General features: G+C 40.0%; 18 protein-coding genes and 1 other RNA gene. All 19 read right to left on the reverse strand.

Annotation, left to right across the window (positions count from 1 at the left end):
- Window positions 1-85: 85 nt before the first annotated feature.
- Window positions 86-970, reverse strand: coding sequence for a UDP-3-O-acyl-N-acetylglucosamine deacetylase (gene lpxC / locus ACFIKU_RS04500; protein ID WP_375642111.1), 885 nt, complete (start codon window positions 968-970; stop codon window positions 86-88).
- 214 nt (window positions 971-1,184) lie between these two features.
- A complete protein-coding gene (gene ftsZ / locus ACFIKU_RS04505; RefSeq protein WP_375642110.1) occupies window positions 1,185-2,957 on the reverse strand; it encodes a cell division protein FtsZ in 1,773 nt (590 codons plus the stop codon).
- A 63-nt stretch (window positions 2,958-3,020) separates the two neighbouring features.
- Window positions 3,021-4,322, reverse strand: coding sequence for a cell division protein FtsA (gene ftsA / locus ACFIKU_RS04510; protein ID WP_375656808.1), 1,302 nt, complete (start codon window positions 4,320-4,322; stop codon window positions 3,021-3,023).
- The gene (locus ACFIKU_RS04515) at window positions 4,319-5,230 is read right to left on the reverse strand and encodes a cell division protein FtsQ/DivIB (protein WP_375656809.1); all 912 of its coding nucleotides are present in this window, start codon (window positions 5,228-5,230) and stop codon (window positions 4,319-4,321) included. Before ACFIKU_RS04515 ends, ftsA begins: the two co-directional genes overlap by 4 nt.
- On the reverse strand, window positions 5,218-6,138 hold the full coding sequence (locus ACFIKU_RS04520; protein ID WP_375656810.1) for a D-alanine--D-alanine ligase: 921 nt from the start codon (window positions 6,136-6,138) through the stop codon (window positions 5,218-5,220). The genes ACFIKU_RS04515 and ACFIKU_RS04520 overlap by 13 nt, the downstream gene beginning before the upstream one ends.
- A 240-nt stretch (window positions 6,139-6,378) precedes the next feature.
- On the reverse strand, window positions 6,379-7,356 hold the full coding sequence (gene murB, locus ACFIKU_RS04525) for a UDP-N-acetylmuramate dehydrogenase (protein WP_375656811.1): 978 nt from the start codon (window positions 7,354-7,356) through the stop codon (window positions 6,379-6,381).
- Window positions 7,334-8,761 (reverse strand): UDP-N-acetylmuramate--L-alanine ligase, encoded by a 1,428-nt coding sequence (murC, locus tag ACFIKU_RS04530; protein ID WP_375656812.1) that lies wholly within the window; start codon window positions 8,759-8,761, stop codon window positions 7,334-7,336. The genes murB and murC overlap by 23 nt, the downstream gene beginning before the upstream one ends.
- Window positions 8,745-9,881 carry a UDP-N-acetylglucosamine--N-acetylmuramyl-(pentapeptide) pyrophosphoryl-undecaprenol N-acetylglucosamine transferase gene (locus ACFIKU_RS04535; RefSeq protein ID WP_375656813.1) on the reverse strand — a complete coding sequence of 379 codons (1,137 nt, stop codon included), beginning with the start codon at window positions 9,879-9,881 and terminating at the stop codon, window positions 8,745-8,747. Before ACFIKU_RS04535 ends, murC begins: the two co-directional genes overlap by 17 nt.
- Window positions 9,874-11,028: an FtsW/RodA/SpoVE family cell cycle protein gene (locus ACFIKU_RS04540; RefSeq protein ID WP_375656814.1), complete on the reverse strand. Its 1,155-nt coding sequence runs from the start codon at window positions 11,026-11,028 to the stop codon at window positions 9,874-9,876. Before ACFIKU_RS04540 ends, ACFIKU_RS04535 begins: the two co-directional genes overlap by 8 nt.
- A 144-nt stretch (window positions 11,029-11,172) precedes the next feature.
- Window positions 11,173-12,567, reverse strand: a complete 1,395-nt coding sequence (gene murD, locus ACFIKU_RS04545) for a UDP-N-acetylmuramoyl-L-alanine--D-glutamate ligase (protein ID WP_375656815.1) — start codon at window positions 12,565-12,567, stop codon at window positions 11,173-11,175.
- A 4-nt stretch (window positions 12,568-12,571) separates the two neighbouring features.
- Window positions 12,572-13,642, reverse strand: coding sequence for a phospho-N-acetylmuramoyl-pentapeptide-transferase (gene mraY / locus ACFIKU_RS04550; RefSeq protein ID WP_375656816.1), 1,071 nt, complete (start codon window positions 13,640-13,642; stop codon window positions 12,572-12,574).
- 21 nt (window positions 13,643-13,663) lie between these two features.
- Complete coding sequence (gene murF, locus ACFIKU_RS04555) at window positions 13,664-15,085, reverse strand: UDP-N-acetylmuramoyl-tripeptide--D-alanyl-D-alanine ligase (RefSeq protein WP_375656817.1); 1,422 nt, start codon at window positions 15,083-15,085, stop codon at window positions 13,664-13,666.
- Window positions 15,082-16,533, reverse strand: coding sequence for a UDP-N-acetylmuramoyl-L-alanyl-D-glutamate--2,6-diaminopimelate ligase (locus tag ACFIKU_RS04560; protein ID WP_375656818.1), 1,452 nt, complete (start codon window positions 16,531-16,533; stop codon window positions 15,082-15,084). The genes murF and ACFIKU_RS04560 overlap by 4 nt, the downstream gene beginning before the upstream one ends.
- A gap of 23 nt (window positions 16,534-16,556) precedes the next feature.
- Window positions 16,557-18,299, reverse strand: coding sequence for a peptidoglycan D,D-transpeptidase FtsI family protein (locus tag ACFIKU_RS04565; RefSeq protein WP_375656819.1), 1,743 nt, complete (start codon window positions 18,297-18,299; stop codon window positions 16,557-16,559).
- Window positions 18,299-18,703: a hypothetical protein gene (locus ACFIKU_RS04570; RefSeq protein WP_375656820.1), complete on the reverse strand. Its 405-nt coding sequence runs from the start codon at window positions 18,701-18,703 to the stop codon at window positions 18,299-18,301. The genes ACFIKU_RS04565 and ACFIKU_RS04570 overlap by 1 nt, the downstream gene beginning before the upstream one ends.
- The gene (gene rsmH, locus ACFIKU_RS04575) at window positions 18,700-19,698 is read right to left on the reverse strand and encodes a 16S rRNA (cytosine(1402)-N(4))-methyltransferase RsmH (protein ID WP_375642097.1); all 999 of its coding nucleotides are present in this window, start codon (window positions 19,696-19,698) and stop codon (window positions 18,700-18,702) included. The genes ACFIKU_RS04570 and rsmH overlap by 4 nt, the downstream gene beginning before the upstream one ends.
- A 264-nt stretch (window positions 19,699-19,962) precedes the next feature.
- Window positions 19,963-20,353, reverse strand: an RNA gene (gene rnpB / locus ACFIKU_RS04580) — RNase P RNA component class A.
- 83 nt (window positions 20,354-20,436) lie between these two features.
- Window positions 20,437-20,946, reverse strand: a complete 510-nt coding sequence (locus tag ACFIKU_RS04585) for a lytic transglycosylase domain-containing protein (RefSeq protein WP_375656821.1) — start codon at window positions 20,944-20,946, stop codon at window positions 20,437-20,439.
- 1,366 nt (window positions 20,947-22,312) lie between these two features.
- Window positions 22,313-22,690: a hypothetical protein gene (locus ACFIKU_RS04590; protein WP_375642095.1), complete on the reverse strand. Its 378-nt coding sequence runs from the start codon at window positions 22,688-22,690 to the stop codon at window positions 22,313-22,315.
- Window positions 22,691-23,918: the final 1,228 nt, after the last annotated feature.

The following is a 23,918-nucleotide window of genomic DNA, read 5'->3' on the forward strand; positions in this document are numbered from 1 at the left end:
TAAAATCCACATAACCAATTTAGCAGTTTAGGTCAATCATCCCCTTAAAAATCAAATAAACGATAAAAAAATCTTGTCATTTTTTTTACTCTTTCTCTAAAAAGCTTTTATCGTAATATGATTCGTCTGCCAAAACAGCCTTCACCAATTGCGCATTAATTCTATGTCCACTACAATAAGAACGAAATAATCCAATAAAAGGCGCCCCAAGCAAAGCAGTATCACCAATCGCATCAAGCATCTTATGCCGAACACATTCATTCTCCCAATAAGGACCATCGGGATTTAAAATTTTATCATTAAGGTCGATAACAAGGGAATTTTCCAAAGAAGCGCCTCTCGCCTTTCCAGAAAGCCTTAATTTTTCCACGTCTTTGATAAAACCAAAAGTGCGCGCACGTGACAAATCATCTCTAAACCCTCGTGTGGTAAGATCAAAACTGAAATGTTGCTTACCAATAGCAGAAGAAGGAAAAGAGATCGTTATATCAAAACGACGTCCATCGAATGGCAAAAGCTCTGCAAAACCATGAGCTCCTTCAACCCGCAATGGCTTTTTTATAATGAAATAAGAACGCAACGCATTTTGCTGTACAATGCCAACATCCTCAAAAGCTTGGCAATATAACCACGCTGAACCATCCAAAATAGGAATCTCATTATGTGACACTTCAATAACAAGATTATCCAAATTATAAGCAGCAATTGCTGCCATCAAATGTTCAATTGTTTCAACCCTTACATCTCCATCTCCAAGTACCGTTGATAATTCAGTTTCTCCTGTTTGCGATGCATGGGCTTGAAATATTTTCTCTGTTCCGTCTAATCCACAACGCTTAAAAACAATACCACAGCCAACATCCGCTGGACAAACCTTTACCACTGACAAACAGCCACTGTGAACGCCAATCCCCTTAAATGTTACTGCTTTTTTAAGAGTAGACTGATATTTTGGCACCAAATTCATCATATTATTTTATTGCATTGCTTTTACATCTTTTAACAAAATTTATAAAACTATAAAAAATATTCATAGTAAATAATAAAAAAAAACCGCTTATTATAAGCGGTTTTTTAAAAACAAAGTATTTTATCCCAAAAACAGCAATATATTTTACTGTATAATTTTTGACTGAGCATCAAAGAGGTAATAAAATTGCTTACTTTGCCTCGTTTTTCATCAATTAATTTGCCTGACGACGTAAAAATGCTGGTATTTCCAACTGATCTTCTTCATTTATAAAAGTACGCTGATCTTGTGGTACCTGAGGGTGCAGCTCACCAGAACGACGTGGAACATAAACAGAAGCATCTTGAGAAAGCGCTTGAGAATTTTTATTGTAGACATGAGACTCTTGCTGCTGAGACGATCTAACAGCAGGCTCCAACCTCGCTTCTGGCTCTGCTTCTTCACGATGCGTCAAACTCTGTTTCAAACGCTGCCAAAGATTACGAGGACCTTGATCAGTCACAGATGTTCTGTGACTTTGCCCATGAGCAACAGGAGGAAAATCCTTTAACTCAGGCATACGCATTGGAGCCCGCGCTTGCATCTGTTGCATTTGTTTTGGTTGCACTGGCTTTTCTTTTTGCTTCACAACCCCTGTCATCTCATCAAGAACATGCGCTGTTGCTTCCATACTCACGGGAGCCGTCATAGCCTGTTGAAAACCGCGGCTTACTTGCATACGGGGCACATTTGATCTCTGTTCCTGAACAGCATTTGAACCATACGCAACAGCATTCGTTGCACTTCGTGTCGTCATTGCTTCTGCAGGATGTGCAAAAATTTGACTTTTGGGACGGAACTGTTCTCCGGTTGATTTGCCCTTCTCTATTTCAAGTGATTCGATCACTTCTACCATTGACTCAGAACGCAGGGGCGATGACTGAACATGAAAAGAACTGTGTGACGTTCCAGGATCGCTCTTACGTATTGGAGAAGCAGGCCTTTGAATCTGAGGATGAGAGGACTGCACCACATCACTAACTTCACGATCAATACCGGTGGCAACCACAGAAACACGAATAACGCCTTCCAATGACTCATCATCAATAGCACCAAAGATCACATTCGCATCAGCATCCACTTCTTCACGAATACGATTAGCAGCTTCATCAACCTCAAAGAGAGTCATATCACGACCACCCGTAATAGAAATCAGTAAACCACGCGCCCCACGCATAGAGGTATCATCCAACAATGGGTTTGCAATAGCAGCTTCAGCCGCAGCCAAAGCACGCCCATCACCAGATGCCTCACCCGTTCCCATCATAGCTCGACCCATTTCGTGCATAACAGAACGAACATCAGCAAAATCAAGGTTAATCAAACCCTCTTTAATCATCAAATCCGTAATGGAAGCAACACCAGAATAAAGCACTTGATCAGCCATAGCAAAAGCATCAGCAAACGTTGTCTTATCATTTGCAATACGGAAAAGATTTTGATTGGGAATAACAATCAATGTATCGACAGACTTTTGTAATTCTTCAATACCAGCCTCTGCCGTTTTCATACGACGTGCGCCTTCAAACTGAAACGGCTTTGTCACAACACCAACAGTCAAAATACCTTTTTCACGTGCTGCGCGAGCAACAACAGGAGCAGCCCCTGTTCCAGTTCCTCCCCCCATACCAGCAGTAATGAAAACCATATGAGAGTCTGCAAGATGATCAATAATTTCATCAATACATTCCTCTGCCGCCGCTTGTCCAACTTCCGGTAAAGCACCAGCACCCAAACCCTCTGTCACAGCTGCTCCAAGTTGGATAACACGTTCAGCCTTTGACATAGCCAAAGCCTGTGCATCCGTATTTGCAACAACAAAATCAACTCCCTGAAGACCAGCATTTATCATATTATTCACGGCATTCCCGCCACCACCTCCAACACCAAAAACGGTAATGCGTGGCTTCAATTCCGCGATATCTGGCCGATGCAGATTAATCGTCATTTTCTTTTCCTTCTCATAAGACACCGCAAGCCAAAGCGATGAAATTTATCCAACTAGACTTAACTAAAAACTCTCACGCAACCACTGACCAACACGCTGAAAATACCCACGCGTGCCCATCGATAAATGATTTCCTGCCACCTGCATTGTTTTTTCTTCAAAACCCACCAATTGCGGATAAATTAACAACCCAACAGCAGATGTAAACGCCGCCCCTTTTGCAAGAGAAGGAAGCCTCGAAATACCTAAAGGCCGCCCGATACGAACATTTCTTCCTAATATAGTACGTGCCATTTCTGGCAATCCCGTTAACTGGCTTGCTCCCCCAGTCAAAATAACACGTTTACCAATGATGTGACCAAAACCAGAACGATTTAAACAATCACGGACCATTTCTAAAATTTCTTCAACACGCGCACGAATGATACGCCCAAGAACCGCGCGAGGATATTGAGTTTCACGCTGTTCACTCCCAATTTCTGCTACATTAATCATTTGTCGCTCATCAGCACTTGTTAAAAGTGCTGAACCATAAACAACTTTTAAACGCTCCGCCTCTGTTAAAGACATAGAAAATCCGCGCGCAACATCAAGAGTGACATGATGCCCCCCAACAGCAAGAGCATCCGCATGAATAAATTTTCCCTCAAAAAACACTGAAAATGTTGTTGTTCCACCACCAAAATCAATACATGCAGCCCCTAAATGCGCCTCATCATTCATCAAGACAGCAAGACCACTTGCAAAGGGAGTAGCAACCATTGCTTCAACACTCAAATGTGCACGATTAATACAAGTTTCTAAATTACGCAAAGAGGCTGTTTCTGCTGTTACCACATGCACGTCGACACCAAATATTTCCCCTGCCATGCCAATAGGATCAGAAATTCCTTTATCTCCATCCAACACATAAGAAACTGGAACTGTGTGCATAACATGACGTTCAGCATCAAAAGCTTTACGCGAAACATCTGAAAAGGCCATACGCATATCACGCTTGGTGACTTCACGACCATTCAAATGGACCTTTCCATTAATCAAAGCACTTTGTAATCGACTTGAGGAAAAATTCACAATCACTGAATCCACCACCAAACCCGCCATTTTTTCTGCCGCATCAACAGCCAATCTTATTGATTGTTCTGCTGCAAACATATCCATGACAACACCGGATTTAATACCGCGTGAACGCTGCACTCCAAAGCCTAGAATCTCCATAGAATGTGTCCGACCATGTAAATAGTGCGCATGCTTCAAAGGACGCAAACAAGCAATAAGACAAACAATCTTACTTGAGCCGACATCAAGAACCGTTAAAAAACGTGTCTTACGCCCCCCCCGATGATGTGATCTAAGCAACATCATGGGTTTCCTGCCTTTCGTGCCTTCAAAGTACGTTCTTCTTCTGCTACAGCAGCATGATAACGCTCCAACGTTTCATCTGATAGAGAAACAGTAATTCGATCAGCAAGACGTAAATCAACACTGAGAATATCGCGCGATAAAAGATCTTGCATTGTACCAGAGGAAACAAGAGAGGAAAGCCTTTCAAGGGCACCATTTTCAGGCAACATAACGCGCATTCCATTATCCAAAACAAGATCCCAACGTCGATTACCTACCCGCACAAAAGCACGAATACGATCATATACTTCCGGATAGACTGACAGCACTTGAATAAACTCTTTAGCAGCATTTTGCGCACCCTGCCCAACCACAAGAGGCAAATCCCGAGCAATTTCTCCTTTAAAGGGCACAATAACACGACCTGTATTATCAATAATATCCATTATGCTATCATGTTGCCAAATGGCATAGGGTTCACGCTCCACGATGGAAATGCGCATTCTATTGGGATAAATTTTCTGAACATTTGCTGATTGAACCCAAGCCTGTTTTTCCAAAAGAGAACGTGCTCTTTCAACATCAAAAGTGAATATAGAAGGCGCAACATCAAGTTTTAAAATTTTAAAAATATCCTGCTTTGCCAAACGCTTATTACCGCTTATATCGACATGAGTGACCACAAAACTACTATCCGATATGATCGTGTTTACGATCACAGCCATCTGACCACTTGATGAAAGTCCATAAAAAGCCGTAGCAAAGAAAAACCATACAACAGCAAAAGAGCCGAAATGGCGTGGAATATGAATATTGACAAAAACAAACTCAAACATAAACCGAAGAAAACGACGATAAAGACGTGGCAAAGCCGGCACTGAAAGCACCCCCATCGGAACATTTGTTTTATTAACATTCAACGCATACATGATGCGTCCTCCACCATCCATTGAACAATATCGCCGTAAGTACGGCCGCTCGCTTTTGCAATATCAGGAAGAAGAGACGTCGATGTCATACCGGGTTGTGTATTAATTTCAAGCCAAACCAATTCTCCCGTTTTTTCATCAAAACGAAAATCAGAACGGCTAACACCTCGACACCCTATCGCCTGATGGGCTGCTAAAGACATTCTTTGCACACTTTGGTAAATATTTAGTGAAAGTTGTGCAGGACAAATATGAAGAGAACCACCCGTTTTATATTTTGAGTCATAATCGTAGAATGAAAAGTGTTTATCGGGAAGAATTTCACACACATCCAGCACTTCATTCCCCAAAACAGCACAAGTTAATTCACGACCAGGGATATATTTTTCAATCATCACCTCATCGGCATATCCCCACTCATCTCCCCCAACATTATGCGGCGGTGCAGCTTCATTCCCTTGGACAACAACAACACCAAAACTTGATCCTTCACACACAGGTTTAATTACATAAGGAGGCTCCATGGGATGCGTTTGCCCCAGAGCAAAGCGGCTCATGATACGAGAAGGAGCAACACAAACCCCAACATTTGCAACGATAATTTTTGCGCGTCCCTTATCCATTGCCAAAGCAGATGCCATCACGCCAGAATGGGTATAAGGAATTTTTAAATATTCAAGAATCCCCTGAATCCGGCCATCTTCACCAAATGGACCATGCAATGCATTGAAGACAATATCGGGCTGCAACTTTTCAAGAACAGAAGCAATATGAGCGTCAACATCCACGCGGCTCACGCGATACCCCTGCACCTCTAGAACATCAGCACAAGCCGCCCCTGAAGATAAACTTACAGACCGTTCAGAAGAAAAACCTCCCATTAACACAGCTATATGTTTATCTTTCATAATAAATCACCCTCTTTTGTATACTATATGTAGTCTATATAGAACACATCAGCACCACATACAGAAAAAAAACAAAGTTTATTCTTGCGAATCAATAACCTAGCATTTTTCATAATGAATCAGACTCAAAAGCCTGATGCAAGAGATTCTTTGTTAATTTATTGATTCTTAATAGAAATTTTTTATTATCTCTTTGAAATGACTCAATTTTTTATTTGCACTTTTTTAGTGAATAATAAATCAATCAAATGGATCAAAAGGAGGAACACTTCGACCACGCTCAAATTGACCGATACGCTCTATTTCCCATTGTAAAAGATGGGCTGAATTTGCAAAAACACGCGCACGCACTGTTTCTCCCAATGCTTCAAGATCATATCCTGTTGCTTGCCCTGTATTAATCATAAAATTACAGTGCATTTCACTCATTTGAGCGCCACCAATTCGTAAACCACGACACCCTGCTTCATCAATCACGCGCCACGCAGATCCATTCTCAGGATTTTTAAAAGTTGATCCCCCTGTCTTTTCACGAATAGGTTGCACTGTTTCTCTGTGGAGGGAAACTTCATCCATAGCAGCACGAATATCATCTTTATTACCGAGTTCACCTTCCAATAAAGCAGCCGTAAAAATAAAATCTTTAGGAATATCACAATGGCGATAGGAATAATGCATATCTTTCAAACTCAAGATATGACGTTGTCCTTTACGATCCAGAGCATAGACCTCGACAACACGCGCTGCGGTTTCAACACCATTCGCCCCCGCGTTCATTTTGAGAGCTCCTCCAAGACCTCCAGGAATACCATGATAAAAATGGAAACCTGCAATTTCAGCTTCTAAAGCGGCTGCAGCTAAATGTTTATCCGCTGTACCAGCACCAACTAAAAAGCCTTTTGGAGAAACTTGCTGCACTTGCCCAAAATTTTTTGGCGAAAGACGAATCACAACACCAGGAACGCCCCCATCACGCACCAAAAGATTAGAACCGATACCGACAATTGTCACAGGAACAAATTCAGGCAAATTTTGAAGAAAGAGAGCCAAATCTTCTTCATCAACAGGCTGATAAAAAAGCTCTGCCAACCCGCCCGTGCGAAACCACGTTACCTTACGCATTTCAACATTAGGTGTAAGTTTGCCTCTCACGCCACCCAACAGCGGTTGCAATTGCGCCAATAGCGCCTCACCATCAATGTGCTGAAAATTTATCATGACCATCCAATACCGCTAACTGATGAGGCAACGCACAAGCCCATTGTGTGATATTGCCAGCACCAAGAAAAACAACATAATCCTCTGCCTGAGCAAATTTTGAGACAAGAGACACGACATCTTCCAGACCATGTATCAAGCGCACATCACGATGACCCGCCATTTTAATATGCTCTACCAATTCTTGAGAACCAAATCCTACAATAGGCTCTTCACCAGCCGCATAAACGGGCGTAATCAACACTGTATCTGCATCATTAAAACAAGCAGCAAAATCATCAAATAAATGATACAAACGTGAATACCGATGGGGTTGTGCAATGGCAATAACACGCCCTTTTGCACTCTCACGTGCTGCACGCAAAACAGCCTTTATTTCAACAGGATGATGTCCGTAATCATCAAATATTTCAATACCTCGCCAACTTCCTGTTCGCGTAAAACGCCGTTTTACTCCGCCAAATTCTGCTAAACCCCTTTTTATAGCTTCATTTGAAATGCCAAGTTCATGCGCAATAGCAATAGCCGCCGTTGCATTAGCAACATTATGCTGTCCTGCCATGGGCAAAAGCAAATTTTTCAACTCAATCTTTCTTCCTGTTTTGCGTGAGCGAACAAGAACATCAAAATGCGTTTTTTGACCATCCATCGAAAGATTAAGAAAACGAACATCCGCTTGTGGATTTTCACCATAAGTGATCACCCAACGATCATCAATCCGACCCGCCAATGACTGAACCTCTGGATGATCAAGGCACAAAACAGCAAAACCATAAAAAGGAACATTTTCTACGAATTGCCGAAAAGCCTCACGCACAGCATCAAAACTTCCATAATGATCCAAATGCTCAGCGTCAATATTAGTAATAACAGCAATATCAGCAGGCAGCTTTAAAAATGTACCATCACTTTCATCAGCTTCAACAATCATCCAATCGCCATCTCCTGTACGAGAATTCGTACCATAAGCATTAATAATACCACCATTGATTACCACTGGATCAAAATGACCAGCATCAAGAAGCGCTGCGACCATTGATGTGGTTGTTGTTTTACCATGTGTGCCACCCACCGCAATTGCACGCCGAAACCGCATCAGCTCCGCCAGCATTTCTGCACGTCTAACAAGCGGCAAATGTCTTTCCTTTGCAGCAATATACTCAGGATTTGTTTTTTTAACGGCAGTAGAAAAAACAACAACCTCTGCATTCCCTAAATTTTCAGCACAATGACCTATATGAACGCTAATTCCTTTTCTCCGCAAACGTTCAACATTTGTACTTTCAACTTGATCTGACCCTTGAACTTTATAGCCAAGATTATAAAAAACCTCCGCAATTCCACTCATACCGATCCCCCCGATTCCGATAAAATGGATAACGCCTATATCAAGTGGCATTTTCATTTAAAAGCTCCTCTTTTATATCTGACAACAATCGCCCTGCAATCAAGGATTCAGCCATATCAGCAAGGAAACGGGTTGCATGAGGTTGCCCAACTTTTTTTGCAGCAAGCGCTTGTTTTTCCAATAAATGGGGCGCACAACAAGCGTGCATTAAAAGAGAAAAAAGCTTTTGTGCATTTAAATCTTTTTCTAATACAATTTGCGCACCACCTACACGAGCAAGCAAAGCTGCATTGGCAGCCTGATCATGATCTAAAGCATGGGGATAGGGAACAAGCAAAGCAGGTCTACCAATCACCGCTATCTCACAAACGGATGAAGCCCCAGCGCGCGACAAAATAAAATGAGCATGTGCCATACGTTCAGCCATATCATCAAAGAAAGGAGCAACCTCTGCTTGTACGCCCATATCACGATAGATTTTAATCACCCCTCCTGCTTCACCGCGAACTTGCTGCACAATTCGTAAACGTTTACGGTTCTTATCATCGAATAAAGCAATAGCTTCTGGAACAAGATGTGAAAAAGCAGAAGCCCCTTGGCTACCTCCAAAAATCAAAAAATGAAATGGCTCTTCACCAGTTGAGGAATGATAAGGAATTTCGGCCGCCTTCAACACAGCCTCACGGACAGGATTCCCCGTCAAAAGTATTTTATGAGCATAAGCACCATTTGGCGACAACAAACCACCAGCGATTGCACGCACAAAAATTGCCAACACCCGATTAGCACGCCCCATAACAGCATTTTGTTCATGAATAAATGTTACACGCCTCGTTAAGGCCGCAATAAAAAGAGGAGGAAAGCTCGGATACCCCCCAAATCCTCCAACAAGAACAGGACGTAATTTATAAAACAGTGCCAATGATTGCCCCATACCCTTTAGCAAAGACCAAAACGTCTTTATCAGAGCAAAAGGATGACGTCGTATAAATGTTGCCGATGAAACGATATGAGTATGCTCTTCATCAAAGCACCGAACAAAAGGACGTGCTCTTTCATCTGTTATTAAATGAACATCATATCCACGCTTCCTTAATTCAACAGAAAGGGCTTCAGCAGGAAAAAGATGTCCACCTGTACCACCAGCCACCAAAACAATAACTTTTTTATCATTCATAAGGGGTATCCAAGACAGAAGAGGAAGAAAAAGCTGAAAGGCGTGCTTCTGGCCAACGACGTGTTAAACTAAGCAAAATGCCCATTGAAAACGCAATCGCCACCATCGAAGAACCACCATAAGAAATAAAAGGCAATGTCATGCCTTTTGGAGGAATTAAGTGAAGATTAACGGCCATATTAATAGCTGATTGAAAGCCAATCATCATTGCTATGCCAGTAATACCAAGACGTATAAAGGAATCACGTGTATTCATAGCTATATACAATGAACGCATAACAATAAAGCCAAACAGCATCATAATTAATAAACAAAGAATAATACCATATTCTTCAGCAGCAACGGAAAATACAAAATCTGTATGGCTATCAGGAATGATACGTTTTACTGTTCCCTCACCCGGCCCTTGCCCAAACCAACCACCATTCAAAATAGCCTCACGGCCTACATCCACTTGAAAAGTATCTCCTTCACCTGTCAAAAAACCATTGATACGCTCGCGCACATGATGCAGAAAAAAATAAGCTAAAATAATTCCTACAACGCCTAACATGAGAAAGAGAAAAATAATGGTAAGAGGTACACCAGCAATAAAAAACAGCCCTCCCCATGTTGCACTTATTAAAACTGTTTGTCCAATATCAGGCTGCAAAACCAGAAGCACACAACAAATGCCATAAAGTACAATCGCTAACGTATAACCTAGAATTCCTCTCCTGCGTATCTGTTCCGAAAAAAGCCAAGCGGACATAACCACAAAAGCTGGCTTCATAAACTCTGAAGCCTGTACAGAAAAACCAAATAGCTGAATCCACCTCCGTGCTCCCTTTAATTCTGGACCCCAAAATAAGGTTGCAACCATAAGAGCAAGCGTTACAATGAGCAAAAGAGCACATAAACGGCGAATATTAGAAAGCGAAAAAAAAGAAATGGTAACCATCGTAAAAAATGCTGAAATGCTGAAAATGATATGCCACCGAACAAAATAAAAACTATCAGCAATTCCGATTTTTTTTGCAATAATAGGGCTGGCAGCAAAAGACAGCATAATGCCAATTCCCATTAAAATTAAACAAGCTGCAAAGATAGAGCGATCAATCGTCCACCACCAATTAGCAATTGGATCTCTATCTGCACGCGTCACCATGATATCCACCTTATCCATTTTATAAATTGTCTCAAAGTGAGATGGTTCCCCAGCCTGTTTAGCAAACACTTTAAAAACTAAATTACACAAAAAAAGATTCTGGAGTCTTAACGCAAAAATATTTTTTTATAACTGATGCTTTTTTTATTGTAACTGCATCACAAAAGAGACAAATGCTTCGCCTCGCATTTCATAATTTTTAAATTGGTCATAACTTGCACAAGCAGGTGACAAAAGAACCGTCACCTCTTTTGCCTTACAACCCGTTGCGTCAACAGCTGCTTCACGCACCGCATTTTCCAAAGTTAAGCTCATAGAAAAGGGAAAAGCAGATCCAATAGTGCGAGCAAATTCTTCCGCCGCACTCCCAATCAAATAGGCTTTACGAATTTTAGGAAAAAATTCTCTAAGAGACTCTATTCCTCCCTTTTTTGCCTGTCCCCCAACAATCCAAAAAATATCATTAAAGGTGGAAAGCGCAGGAGCTGTTGCATCTGCATTAGTCGCCTTGCTGTCATTGATAAACAAAACCGCCCCCATTTTACGCACCTGCTGCATACGATGATCCAGCCCTTTATAATTTGCTAAATGCTTGTTCATAGAGGGATCGGTTATTTTTAAAGCCTGCAACGTTGCTAACGCCATAAGGGCATTTTGCGCATTATGACGTCCGCGCAAAGCAGTCATAGACGCCAGATCTGCAAGCATATGGCGCTGTCCTTGACAAACAGAAAAGAGCTTGGTCCCATCGGCATAAAAACCATTTTCAACAAAATGATCCTTAGATATTGCCCCTATCTTCTTCCCATCATGAAGCAACTGTTGGTATAAAACCCGACAAGCGGCATCATCAACTGAAATAAAAGCCTGAGAAGCTTGAGCAATCAGATGCCTTTTGGTTTTCACATAACAAGCAAAGCTTCCATGTCGATCAATATGATCAGGTGTGAGATTTAATAAAAGTCCAATGGTCGGCTGAAGAGAGGGAGTAAGATCAATTTGAAATGATGAACATTCAATCACATAGATACGTTTTTTAACAAATGGCTTAAGCGTCAATATTGCTTTTCCGATATTTCCCCCCACCTGTACATCATAACCCATTTGTTCTAGCAAATGCGCAAGTAAAGATGTTGTGGTTGACTTCCCATTCGTCCCCGTAATCGCAATGAAAGGAACATCTTGGTCACAAAAACCATAATGCTGCAAAAAATGATGGCGCGCACGAACAAATAATTCAATATCACCGATAATTTCTATATTTTTTTTTCGTGCTTTTTCAACAACCCAATGGGGTTGAGGATAATTTAAAGGAACTCCAGGAGCTACAATCAATGCAACAAATTCTGACCAATCTTCATAACGCAGATCTCGCGTTGGAATATTGTGCCGAAAAGCCATTTGCACGCTTGAAGGACTATCATCCCACGCCACCACTTCTGCACCGCCACGCATCAATGCTTGTGCCGTTGCTAATCCAGACTTCCCTAATCCAAATAAAGCAACTTTTTGTCCTTTATAACACGCAACAGAAATCAAAATCTCACCGCAATTTAAGTGTTGAAAGACCAATGAGAGCGAGAACAATTGAAATAATCCAAAAGCGTATCACAACTTGGCTTTCAGTCCAGCCTTTTTTCTCAAAATGATGATGTATCGGTGCCATAAGAAACACGCGTTTTTTTGTTAATTTGAAATAACCAACCTGAATAACGACCGAAAAAGCTTCCACAACAAAAAGCCCACCAATAAGAACCAAAACAATTTCGTGCTTCGTAGCAACCGCAACAGTCCCTAAGAGCCCTCCAAGAGCCAACGAACCAGTATCTCCCATAAAAATAGCTGCAGGTGGTGCATTAAACCATAAAAAACCAAGCCCTGCCCCCACAACAGCTCCCAATAAAACAGCCAATTCACCTGTACCCGATACATAATGGATTTGGAGATAATCAGCAAAATTCATATTACCAGAAAGATAAGCAATCAGAGCAAAAGATAAGGCTGCAACCATCACAGGAACAATAGCAAGCCCATCAAGTCCATCCGTCAAATTAACCGCATTACCCGTCGCGACAATGACAAAAGCAGAAAAAGGAATAAAAAACCAGCCCAAATTGATAAGATAATCTTTCAAAAAAGGCAAAGCAAATCCAGATGAGCCAATTTTCAAGATGACAAAAGCAGCAATTGCGGCAACACAAAACTCCAAGCTTAACCGTGCTTTCCCAGAAAATCCTTTGTCTGTTTGTTTTGTGACCTTAAGATAATCGTCATAAAATCCAATTGCCCCAAAAGAAAGCATAACCAATAGCGATACCCAAAAATAAATATTCGATAAATTACACCACAAAAATGCCGATACTACAATGCCAGTTAAAATCATTAATCCACCCATTGTAGGTGTTCCAGCCTTTTTAAAATGTGTTTGAGGACCATCTGCACGAATCGGTTGCCCCTTACCCTGCCGCAATTTAAGAGAAGCAATGATGCTAGGTCCAAACAAAAAGACGATGAGCCCCGAAGTAAGCATAGCCGCTATCGTGCGAAAAGTAATATAACGAAATACATTCACACCTGGAAGCCAATCACTAAACGAAGAAAAAAACAGCATCATGGTACAAAAAACCTCTTAAAACTATGAAGAAACCACTTTATAGTGATCAAGCAATGCAGTCACAATATTTGATGAACAAAGGCCATTGGATGATTTAACCATAAGCAGATCCCCAGAAGAAATTTCTGCTAAAAGAAGCGATAAAATTTTCTCAATATTTTCAGCATAATGAACCTTAACACCAGCAGACAAATCACTGACTAAAGATTTCATCGCCTCACCAAATAGAAAAACCGGATTAGCACCGGAAAGACGTATTGGCTTTATTAAATCACGATGAAGCTTTTCACTATACTCCCCTAACTCTAGCATATCCCCTAAAATAGCAATTCGCCGCCCCTTTTTCCCTACAGGTCCTGTAGCAAGAAGCTCAAGCGCAGCACGCATAGAAGCAGGATTAGCATTATAGCTTTCATCAATGAGATAAAATTCACCCCCATTTGATAAAGACAGTCGATAACGAACACCTCGCCCCTTTTGAGAAGAAAAATGGCGAAAAGAAAGAAAAACAGGCTCTAACTCAACCCCCATAGCATCACAAGCAGCAATAACCCCTAAACAATTTTGCACAATATGGCGTCCGGGAGCACCAATTTGAACCTCCCTATCCCGCCCTCTAATATGTACAATCATAGAAGAACGATCGGTTAGAAGACGTATATCTCGCGCTTGATAATCAGCATTTTCAGTCTCACCAAAGCTCAAGAGCTTCTTTACATCGCATTTCTTTGCTCTTTGAACGAGATAAGAAAAAAAATCACTATCCGCATTTAAGATGGCAATGCCTTTCTCATCTAATCCTTCAAAAATTTCAGCTTTTGCCGTTGCTATTTCTTCAAGATTTTTAAAAAAACCCATATGTCCTGCACAAATATGCGTAATGAGAGCCACATGTGGACAAACCAGTTTGACCAGAGAGCGAATTTCATCTCTATGATTCATGCCAATTTCAAAGATACCATAATTACTCTCCATGGGCATCCGTGCTAAAGTGAGTGGAACCCCCCAGCAATTGTTTAAAGAAGCGAGATTCGCATGAACGTTCCCAGCCGTTGCAAGTACTTGTTTCAAAGCTTCTTTTGTCGTTGTTTTTCCCACCGATCCCGTTATCGCGATAATCTTAGCTCTTGAACGTTTGCGTGCCGCTTGTGCAAGTTTTTCTAGGGCTTGCAAAACATCAGGAACAACAATAAGTGGAGCAGATATCTTTTTCATATCCCTCAAACGGTGTTCCGCAACGATAAGAACGCCCGCACCTCGTTCATAAGCTTGCGCAGCAAAATCATGACCATCAAGATGATGCCCTTTAATGCAGAAAAAAATATCACCTTGCGCAAGAGTACGGCTATCAATGGAAACCCCAGAAAAGGTTTCTGGCATGCTTCCCATTACAACACCATTAATTGCAGTAACAAGTGCTTGCTTACCCCATAAAGCTGTCATTTCTTTCGGTCCTCTAGAGCTTCTATCGCTTTCAGACGATCTGAAAAAGGATAAGTTGTCTGCCCTATAATTTGGCCATCCTCATGACCTTTTCCAGCAATGATGAGTGTATCACCAACTTTCAAAAGCTCCACCGCGTAAGAAATAGCCTCACCACGATCTGCTATCTCTATTGCTGTTGGCACTGCCTGTAAAATATCTTTGCGTATTTTTTCTGGCATTTCTGTGCGGGGATTATCATCCGTTACAATAACAATGTCCGCTTTATCCGCCGCAATTTTTCCCATCAAAGGTCTTTTTCCTTGATCCCGATCTCCTCCACACCCAAAAACAACGATCAAACGCCCTTGCGTAAAGGGACGAACAGAAAGCAAAACCTGCTCCAAAGCTTCTGGTTTATGGGCATAATCAATATAAACAGGCGCATTATTTTCTGTCTTTCCGACAAATTCTAACCGCCCAGGTGCCCCCCGCAAAGTTTCAAGCGCAGAAAAAACCTTACGAGGTGCAACACCCGTTGCAATTGCTAACCCCGCTGCCATAAGTGCATTGGCTACCTGAAAATCTCCAGCTAAAGGCAAATCAAATGTATAAATATTGTTTTCCACACGACACTCAATACACTGTTTTGAGCGTTGATGTTCGACACGATTAATCGTGATAAATTGCCCCTTACGACCAATTGTCAAGACACGGCGGCGCGCTTGTGTAACAACATCAATAACCTTTTGTGAATAGACATCATCAGCAAAAATCAAAGCAGGAGCAGATACAGGCAAAAGTGTATCAAACAACCTCATTTTAGCCTGCAAATAATCCTCTACCCCCGTATGATAATCCATGTGATCTCGCCCTAAATTGGTAAAGGCACCAGCCGTTAAACGGACTCCATCAAGTCGTCCTTGGTCAAGCCCATGCGAAGAAGCTTCAAGAGCTGCATGAGTCACACCTTCATGAGAAATTTCACAAAGAAGACGGTGTAAGACGACCGGATCAGGTGTTGTGAGAGAACCATAAACATTCCGTTTAGGAGAAACAACACCAACCGTTCCTATACTCGCAGCACAAAATCCAACATGAGTCCAAATTTGCCGAATAAAAGAGACAACAGATGTTTTACCACTTGTACCAGTCACAGCAACGACCGTTTCAGGCTGAGAACCGTAAAAACGTGCAGCTGCCAACGCTAAACTATGACGAACATTAGAAACACGTAAAATGGGAACAGATAAATCCTCAAGAACAGCATGACAATCTGTAACAATTGCTCGTGCGCCACGCTTTATCGCATCATCTATATAGTGTCTTCCATCACTTTTTTTTCCTTGAACAGCGACAAAAACATAGCCTGGCAAGACTTGTCGAGAATCCGCACTAATTCCTGTTATTTCCATTGAAGAAAGATTCTGATCTTCAAGACATTCTGTAAAAACTGTTCCAAACAACATAACAATGCACCTTTGTATTTATTTTACTGTTGTTTAACGAAACTTGAATTGCTCTTTTTACTTAAAAGAGGTTCATATTCTTTTTTAAAATCGGGTTTTACACCAAGAAAACTAGCTGTGCGACGAACAATATTAGCAAGCATTGGTCCAGCATTCATCCCCGCTGTTGCTGAACGCTGTCCCTCTTCAGGCTTTGGTTCATCAATAATTGTTAAAACAACATAAACAGGATCATCAATAGGAAAAGCAGCAAGAAAACTATTGAAATTTTTTGTTTTAGAATATTTTCCATTTTCAACTTTTTCAGCTGTTCCTGTCTTACCACCAACCCGATAACCTTCGACTTTTGCGTTACGTCCAGAACCAATATCACTATTTAATTTATAAAGGTAACGCATATTTTGACTTGTTTTAGCCTGCAAAACCCGTTTTGCGTGGTGCGAAGTTTGTTCTTTTGTCCGTTTTAAAAATGTCGGAGCAATTAACCAACCACCATTCATTAAAGCAGCAGCCCCAACAGCTGTTTGCAAGGGTGTTGTTGCCATACCATGCCCAAAAGAAATCGTCATAGAATGAATATCCTTCCAATGATGTGGTACAATAGGATGGGCAACTTCAGGCAACTCTGTCGTGAGACGATCCAGTAAGCCAAGTTTTTGTAAAAAAACACGATGTTTATCAATCCCTATCGCCAATGCCTCTTTAGCAGAACCAATATTGGAAGAATAAATAAAAACCTCCCATAACGTTAAGGGACGATTTTTTCCGTGAAAATCATGAATAGTATACCCACTACTTGCCTTTATTGGCTTTGAAGCATCAATAATACTGTTTAAATGAAAAATATTGGAATCAAGAGCCATGGCGGTTGTAAAACTTTTAATGATCGATCCCATTTCAAAAGCTCCTGCCGTCATCCGATTGAGACGATCACTTTTTAAAGCTTCAATAGGATTTCCAGGATCAAAATCTGGTAGTGATGCCAAAGCCAAAACTTCCCCCGTATGTATATTTAAAATAACAGCTCCTGCAGCAATTGCCCTATAACGCTTCATAGCCTGAATAAGTTCATCATGAACAATTGCCTGAACACGCACATCAATCGAAAGCTGAACTTGCTTTAATGATTCTTCCATGGCAAGACCAGCGGCACGCAAAGCACTCAACCCAGCATCATCAATATATTTTTCCATACCTGCAATGCCCTGATTATCAACATTCACCATACCGAGAATATGGGAAGTTACAGGTCCATCAGGATAAAAACGACGAATTTCAGTCCGAAAACCAATTCCTGGTATACCAAGAGCCATAATTTGCGTCTTCTGCATTGGTGTTAACCCACGCTGTATCCAAGAAAAACCAGATTTCCTTTTTAAGCGCTTATAGGTTTCCTGCCAATTAAGATCAGGTAAAACTGTTGAGAGCAATTCAATTGTTTCATCCACATCAATAATACGTCGTGGCTCAGCAAAAAGTGAATAAGTTTTAATATCTGTTGCCAATAAACGACCATTACGATCAACGATATCAGGCCGTGCCATCAATTGAAGAACTCCTGGCCCTTTTGCTTCTTCAATCTGTCCACCTTCCAATCCATAAGAAATAAGGCAAGCCCCCATGATGCCATATAAAATTAAAAAGCAGAACAACGAAAAAAGCAAACGTGGACGACTAGAATAAGGACGACGAACAGAAACATTATGATTATTCAATGAATTCTTTAAGCGCTTTTTCTTCTGTGAGAATAAAAAAGTCGATTTCATTACTGCGCGCCTTTTTGGACAACACCATTTATCTGGGAAGCCCGATTATTTGTCAAAATATCCTGATTATCTTCCAAGATATTTTGTTTAATCACTTCTTCAATTTGATCATGTACCCGTACCGGAATGTCTTTTAACTCCACGACTTGACGCGGCTGTATAACCTCTAACCCAAGTTCTTTTTGATAACGTTTCGCAAGTTTTTGCATGCGTGAAGGCCTTATCATTACAGCCCACTCAGCACGAAGCAAACTTACCGTATTTTTTGCTGCAGCAATTTCATGCTCAAGATGACGAACTTCGTTCATTCGTTTTTGAACATCATATTTTACTTTATAAGTAAGACCTGCCATACAAATCATAATCAACACTAAAATCATATCAAATGTACGAAAAACTGTCATTTCTTGCTGCCTTCAAAACTGGCAATTTCTGGTAAACTAAATAATTTCATATCTGCTGCAAGAACCTCTGCTTCAGTTCGTACACCAATACGCAACCTTGCAGAACGTGAACGTGGATTTTTCTGTAATTCCTCTTTAGTTGCCGTGATCCCCCCTTTAAACAAAGAAAAAAATGTCGCTGGAGCAGCCTTTATTTCAGGCAGATAGCGTGATCTCATACATTCTCCAGAACGAGCCGAAAAAAATCTTTTGACCATACGATCTTCAAGAGAATGAAAACTGACAACGCCCAAACGCCCCCCAGCTTTTAAAACGCGTTCAGCAGCAAATAAACCACATGCTAATTCACCAATTTCATCATTAACATAGATACGAAGAGCCTGAAATACACGTGTTGCAGGATGAATACGATCTCCCGGCTTACGTCCTATCAACGCTTCGATAGCATACGCCAAATCACCTGTACGCAAAAAAGGCTGAATAACACGACGCTTTTCAATCATCCGTGCAATTCGCCCCGCATAACGCTCTTCTCCTAATATCTTAAAGATACGTGCCAAATCCCTTGCTTTTAAGTGATTGACAACATCGCTGGCTGTAAAACCAGTCTGAGCCATTCGCATATCCAATGGACCATCTTTTTGAAAAGAAAAACCTCTTTCAGCTTCATCAAGCTGCATAGAAGAAACACCAATATCCAAAATAACAGCATCTACCTTCTCTTCAACAACGCGATCTAACTGTGAAAATTCCATTTGCACCAAACGAAGTCGTGGAAAAAATTCTTCAACAAGCGATTGTCCCGCACTAATAGCATGAGGATCACGATCAAGAGCGATCACCTGTGCCCCTGCCTTTAACAAAGCGCGCGTATAACCACCAGCACCAAAGGTGCCATCAATCACTTTTGCTCCAACCAATGGCATAAGCCCAGCCAAAACTGGCTGCAACAACACTGGAATATGGCGTTCAGCTCTTTGATCCTGCTTTATCAAAATAATCCGTCTTGAAGTTATGCTGTCTCAAATCAACAGCTCTCTCATAGCAACTGATTTTAGAATAACCTAGCCTTCAACTTTCATATTAACCACAATGAACGAAAAAACTAAAGCTATCCCAAGACAGATCCTAACGCATTATACTTAAAGAAATGTTATAATTTTTAAAAATACTCTTTGCTCAAGTGTCCATTTCAAACACATAGACTCCACAAAAGACCACATATAATTGATCTTACAAAATATTGCGTATCGTCACGAAATATCAGTCGGCCTATAAGCCGGGTTCTGTATAGTAAAGCTCACACTTTACATGGCAACCATTCATCTGGGACGGATGTTACCACCCGCCTCGTGCAACCTACCCGAATGACTCGCCCGGAAATCGGCTGCAAATTAAATTTTGCACGTCATTTCTATTTGGTCTTGCTCCCGGTGGGGTTTACCTTGCCACATTCATTACTGAATGCGCGGTGGGCTCTTACTCCACCCTTTCACCCTTACCTATAAAAATAGGCGGTTTACTTTCTGTGGCACTTTCCCTAGGGTCACCCCCGCCGGGTGTTACCCGGCACCGTCTTTCCATGGAGCCCGGACTTTCCTCACCTGCCGCATTTCAGCATCAGACAAGCGCGGCTGCCCAGCCGACTGACGCATTAATTTATAAAACATTTTCTTCTCCGTGAAAATAGCATCTTAAAATATTTTATAGCAAACCTGTCTAAAAAAATGTTTTTATTTTAATGAAGCCAGATAAGTTTTCACTTTTGCGCAATATTTCGCCGAAATAGAATTCATTTTTTTTGCAGCATGACCTGCGTTATATTTAAGAATTGTACCACACGTACTTCCACCACTGAGTTTATACGCCCGTGCCAAATAACGCATACCATATTCAAGATTGGTCGCAGGATCGTACAAATCCTGTACAGAACCACTAAAACCCAATCCTCGAGCCGTAGAGGGTTTAATTTGCATCAAACCTATTTCGCCAGCAGCCCCCTTTATACCTGCCTTATAATTACTTTCAACTTTTACAACAGCATGTGCTAAATTAACGGGAACATTATATTTATTCGCAAGTTTCTGAATAAGAAACTCATAAGGACGATCAGGAATCTTAGAAGCAACAACCACTAAAGCTTCTCCTGATTCCGCAACATTCAAAACACTATGAGTCCAACTTATATCAAATACAAAAAATACAGCACACGCTGTATTTAACAAGATTTTCAAAAATTGCATTTTCTTTCTCTTCACTCAAACATTCTCAAATTCTAGCCGCAAATAATTTGCGAATGTATTGTACAAAAAAAGAAAGCAAAAGAACGGCTTGAAAAAGGAAAGAGTAAGACAATTTCAAGATAAAATTATGCAACAAAAGAAAATCTCTTTATGCACAAATTATAGGTTTCTCTATATCATAAAATAAAAGAAATAAAGAAACTATAATTAATCTTATAGCGTATTAAATAAAATGATATAAGCTATAAATTGCTGCTATCACTATTGTATCACTCAACTTTTATATTAAAAAAATCACATATTAAATAGATGTAACATTTTTTACATAAGATTATTAATTTTTTTATTGAGATCAATCCCTCAAAGCAAAAAAGACAAGAGAATCTTTTTACCGGAGATGCTCAATATCAAAAAAGTTTCATAGAAAATATAAACCGTTATCAACGCTTCTCTCTGGTCAATAAACACCCACAGCACTCTTTATGTCCGATAAAACTCAACATGTCACACAAATGCCTCCCCCTGTCGTTGCGCATAAAAATTCATAAATATACTAAAACCATCATACTCTTTATCAATTCAAAATATTGCAACAGACCTTTAGCTCTCAAGATGCCCCAAAGAAGCTTTTTACTTCTTTTTTAAAAGAGCTTTTATCCACACAAGCCTCCCACTTGTAGTGTACAAGAAACTGATTTTGATTTTTTCACCATGGATAAAATTAAAATGAGAGAATTCTACAATTCTTAAGCTTCTCACTCAATATGAAAATGATAAATTATCATTATAAAACAATATGCTAAAAAAGCTATATCCGTCTTTGTCCCTACAGCAAAGCTTAACAATTACTTTTGTCTGTTTTTTTGAAAAATGTTAGAAAACTCAATATCCTCAAAGCCTTTTTAAATAAAAATAGACCTCTCAATCTTCCTTCAAATATTTTTTTCTTTGTCACAGACTATCACCTTATCAGCCTTGCACCTCATTTTCAGAAATCATACAAGTGAATAAATATCCTAAAATCCATAGAACAAAGGAATCTTAAATCCTTTAAAAATTTTCTATTTTCTCATATCAAATAAAAAATAACTGGCATATAAAACGCGATTAACGTGTTTTATTATAGTCAATACTGCTTTTGTCATTGTAGCGATTGATAATGCGATTAACTCGAGCAACACCCTTGATAAACTCGCTATCACTCCTGTAATGATTACAACATTATCCTTATACTCCGATTGCTTATCTTTTGAGTAAGATAATTTGCTTATTATCTTACAAACTGATTATCTCCTCGCACTTTTCAAAACTTCACGAAAAACTCTTGCTCCTTAAAATAAAACCCAAAAGCGCAATTAAAAAATATCTAAAAATAAGCATTAGCAATGGAAGGACGAGAAATCGCTTTTGAGAGAGCCATAGCAACAATTTCACCAGATTTTTGAGCCTGCTCACGACTCTGACCACTTTTAGAAGCAAGCGCAATTATGTCACGACGCAGCTGCGCAATAAACAACTCTTGCTGTTGAGGACTCATCTTAGAAAGATGCTTGATAATATCTGGAAAAGATACGGACAATCTCTCTAACAACTCCTCCTCTGTTACATCAAGCTTCTGAGAAGAAGAAGAAGAGCGACCGGAAAAAAACTGATAAACAGCACCGCTTCGGGAAGCAAAAAAGACAGCGCCAAAAATAAAAAATACAAATAAAATAAAAATAATACGACGCGAAGAAGATTCCATTATCTCTTACCTAAAGATCACAGAACACAAACATAGATTCCTTTTATGATTCCCCTTATAGCATTCAATAATGCCTCAATAAAGAAAAATCAAATTATTGAAAATGAATACGCTAACACTATCCGCCAACAAGACCTGCCCCCCCTGTGTATTCAGGCACCAAAGGCGAAACTAATAACAGATCTTACACTTCCCCCAATAACACCTACAAAATCCCCTAAAACAATTACAAAAAGCCTGACTGAGGAAATCCTCAGTCAGGCCAGACAATCTAGGGGATCCACGCGGGGGGGGGGGAGGAGGTTCCCCGATCGTCCTCTCACATCAACCACTAAGATAGCCGATGTAATATTCTTGCTATGGAATAAAATTCTTTAAACAACAAGGAATTCTTATCATCTTCTACGCAAAAAAACACAAAAGAGTTATAAATTGTTTAAAAATGTTTAAATTTAGGCAAAAAAAGTCTAAAATGACCCAATTTGAAGCAATTTTATTTCAAGAATCATCAATTAGAATCTACCATCATTATAACTTTTAAATAGTTTTTGTCATAACTCCGATGACCATAATTAAAAAAACGTAATTTTTACGTATCCACCTTATAAAAATCAAACTATGTAAAAGCAGAATCACTTTTCCAACAGCAATCACCACAAAAAGAAAAACGTAGATTTTTAAAATCTTACACAAATAACCGTAAAAAATGAGCACTCTGAAGGTATTTGTTTCGAATCATGCCCTATAATCATTCCAAATAACGATAAACTATTTTACAATAACCTACAGTCTTTACCGCATTTTAACATAACAAACCGAGATCAATGCAGATATTTTCTCTTAATCTCTATTATTAAATGATCCCGTAAAATAATACGCACAGTAGTTTCTATGCTCAAATATTGTTATAGTCTGTTCTTCTAACGTAAACAATTCATTGATTTACAATCATAACGCATCATTTTACAATTTACATGAGAGATCTCAAGAACGTAAGGTTCTCTTATTTTAAATCTTCGTCTATTTAATCAATGAATAGCCATACTATCGCACATTACAAACAAGAAGAAGCATATGGATAAAAACATAAAAAGAGTCAAAATACCTTCTATGAACCATTTTAAAGCAAAATCTGCAGTAACATGCGGAACTGAAACATAAAATAATGATGCCGGCTTACAACTTTTACTTAAACTCAAGACGATAGTGCCCTATCAATTTTACGCTA

This window comes from Bartonella sp. CM120XJJH (genome assembly GCF_042194715.1).
Taxonomy (GTDB): Bacteria; Pseudomonadota; Alphaproteobacteria; order Rhizobiales; family Rhizobiaceae; genus Bartonella.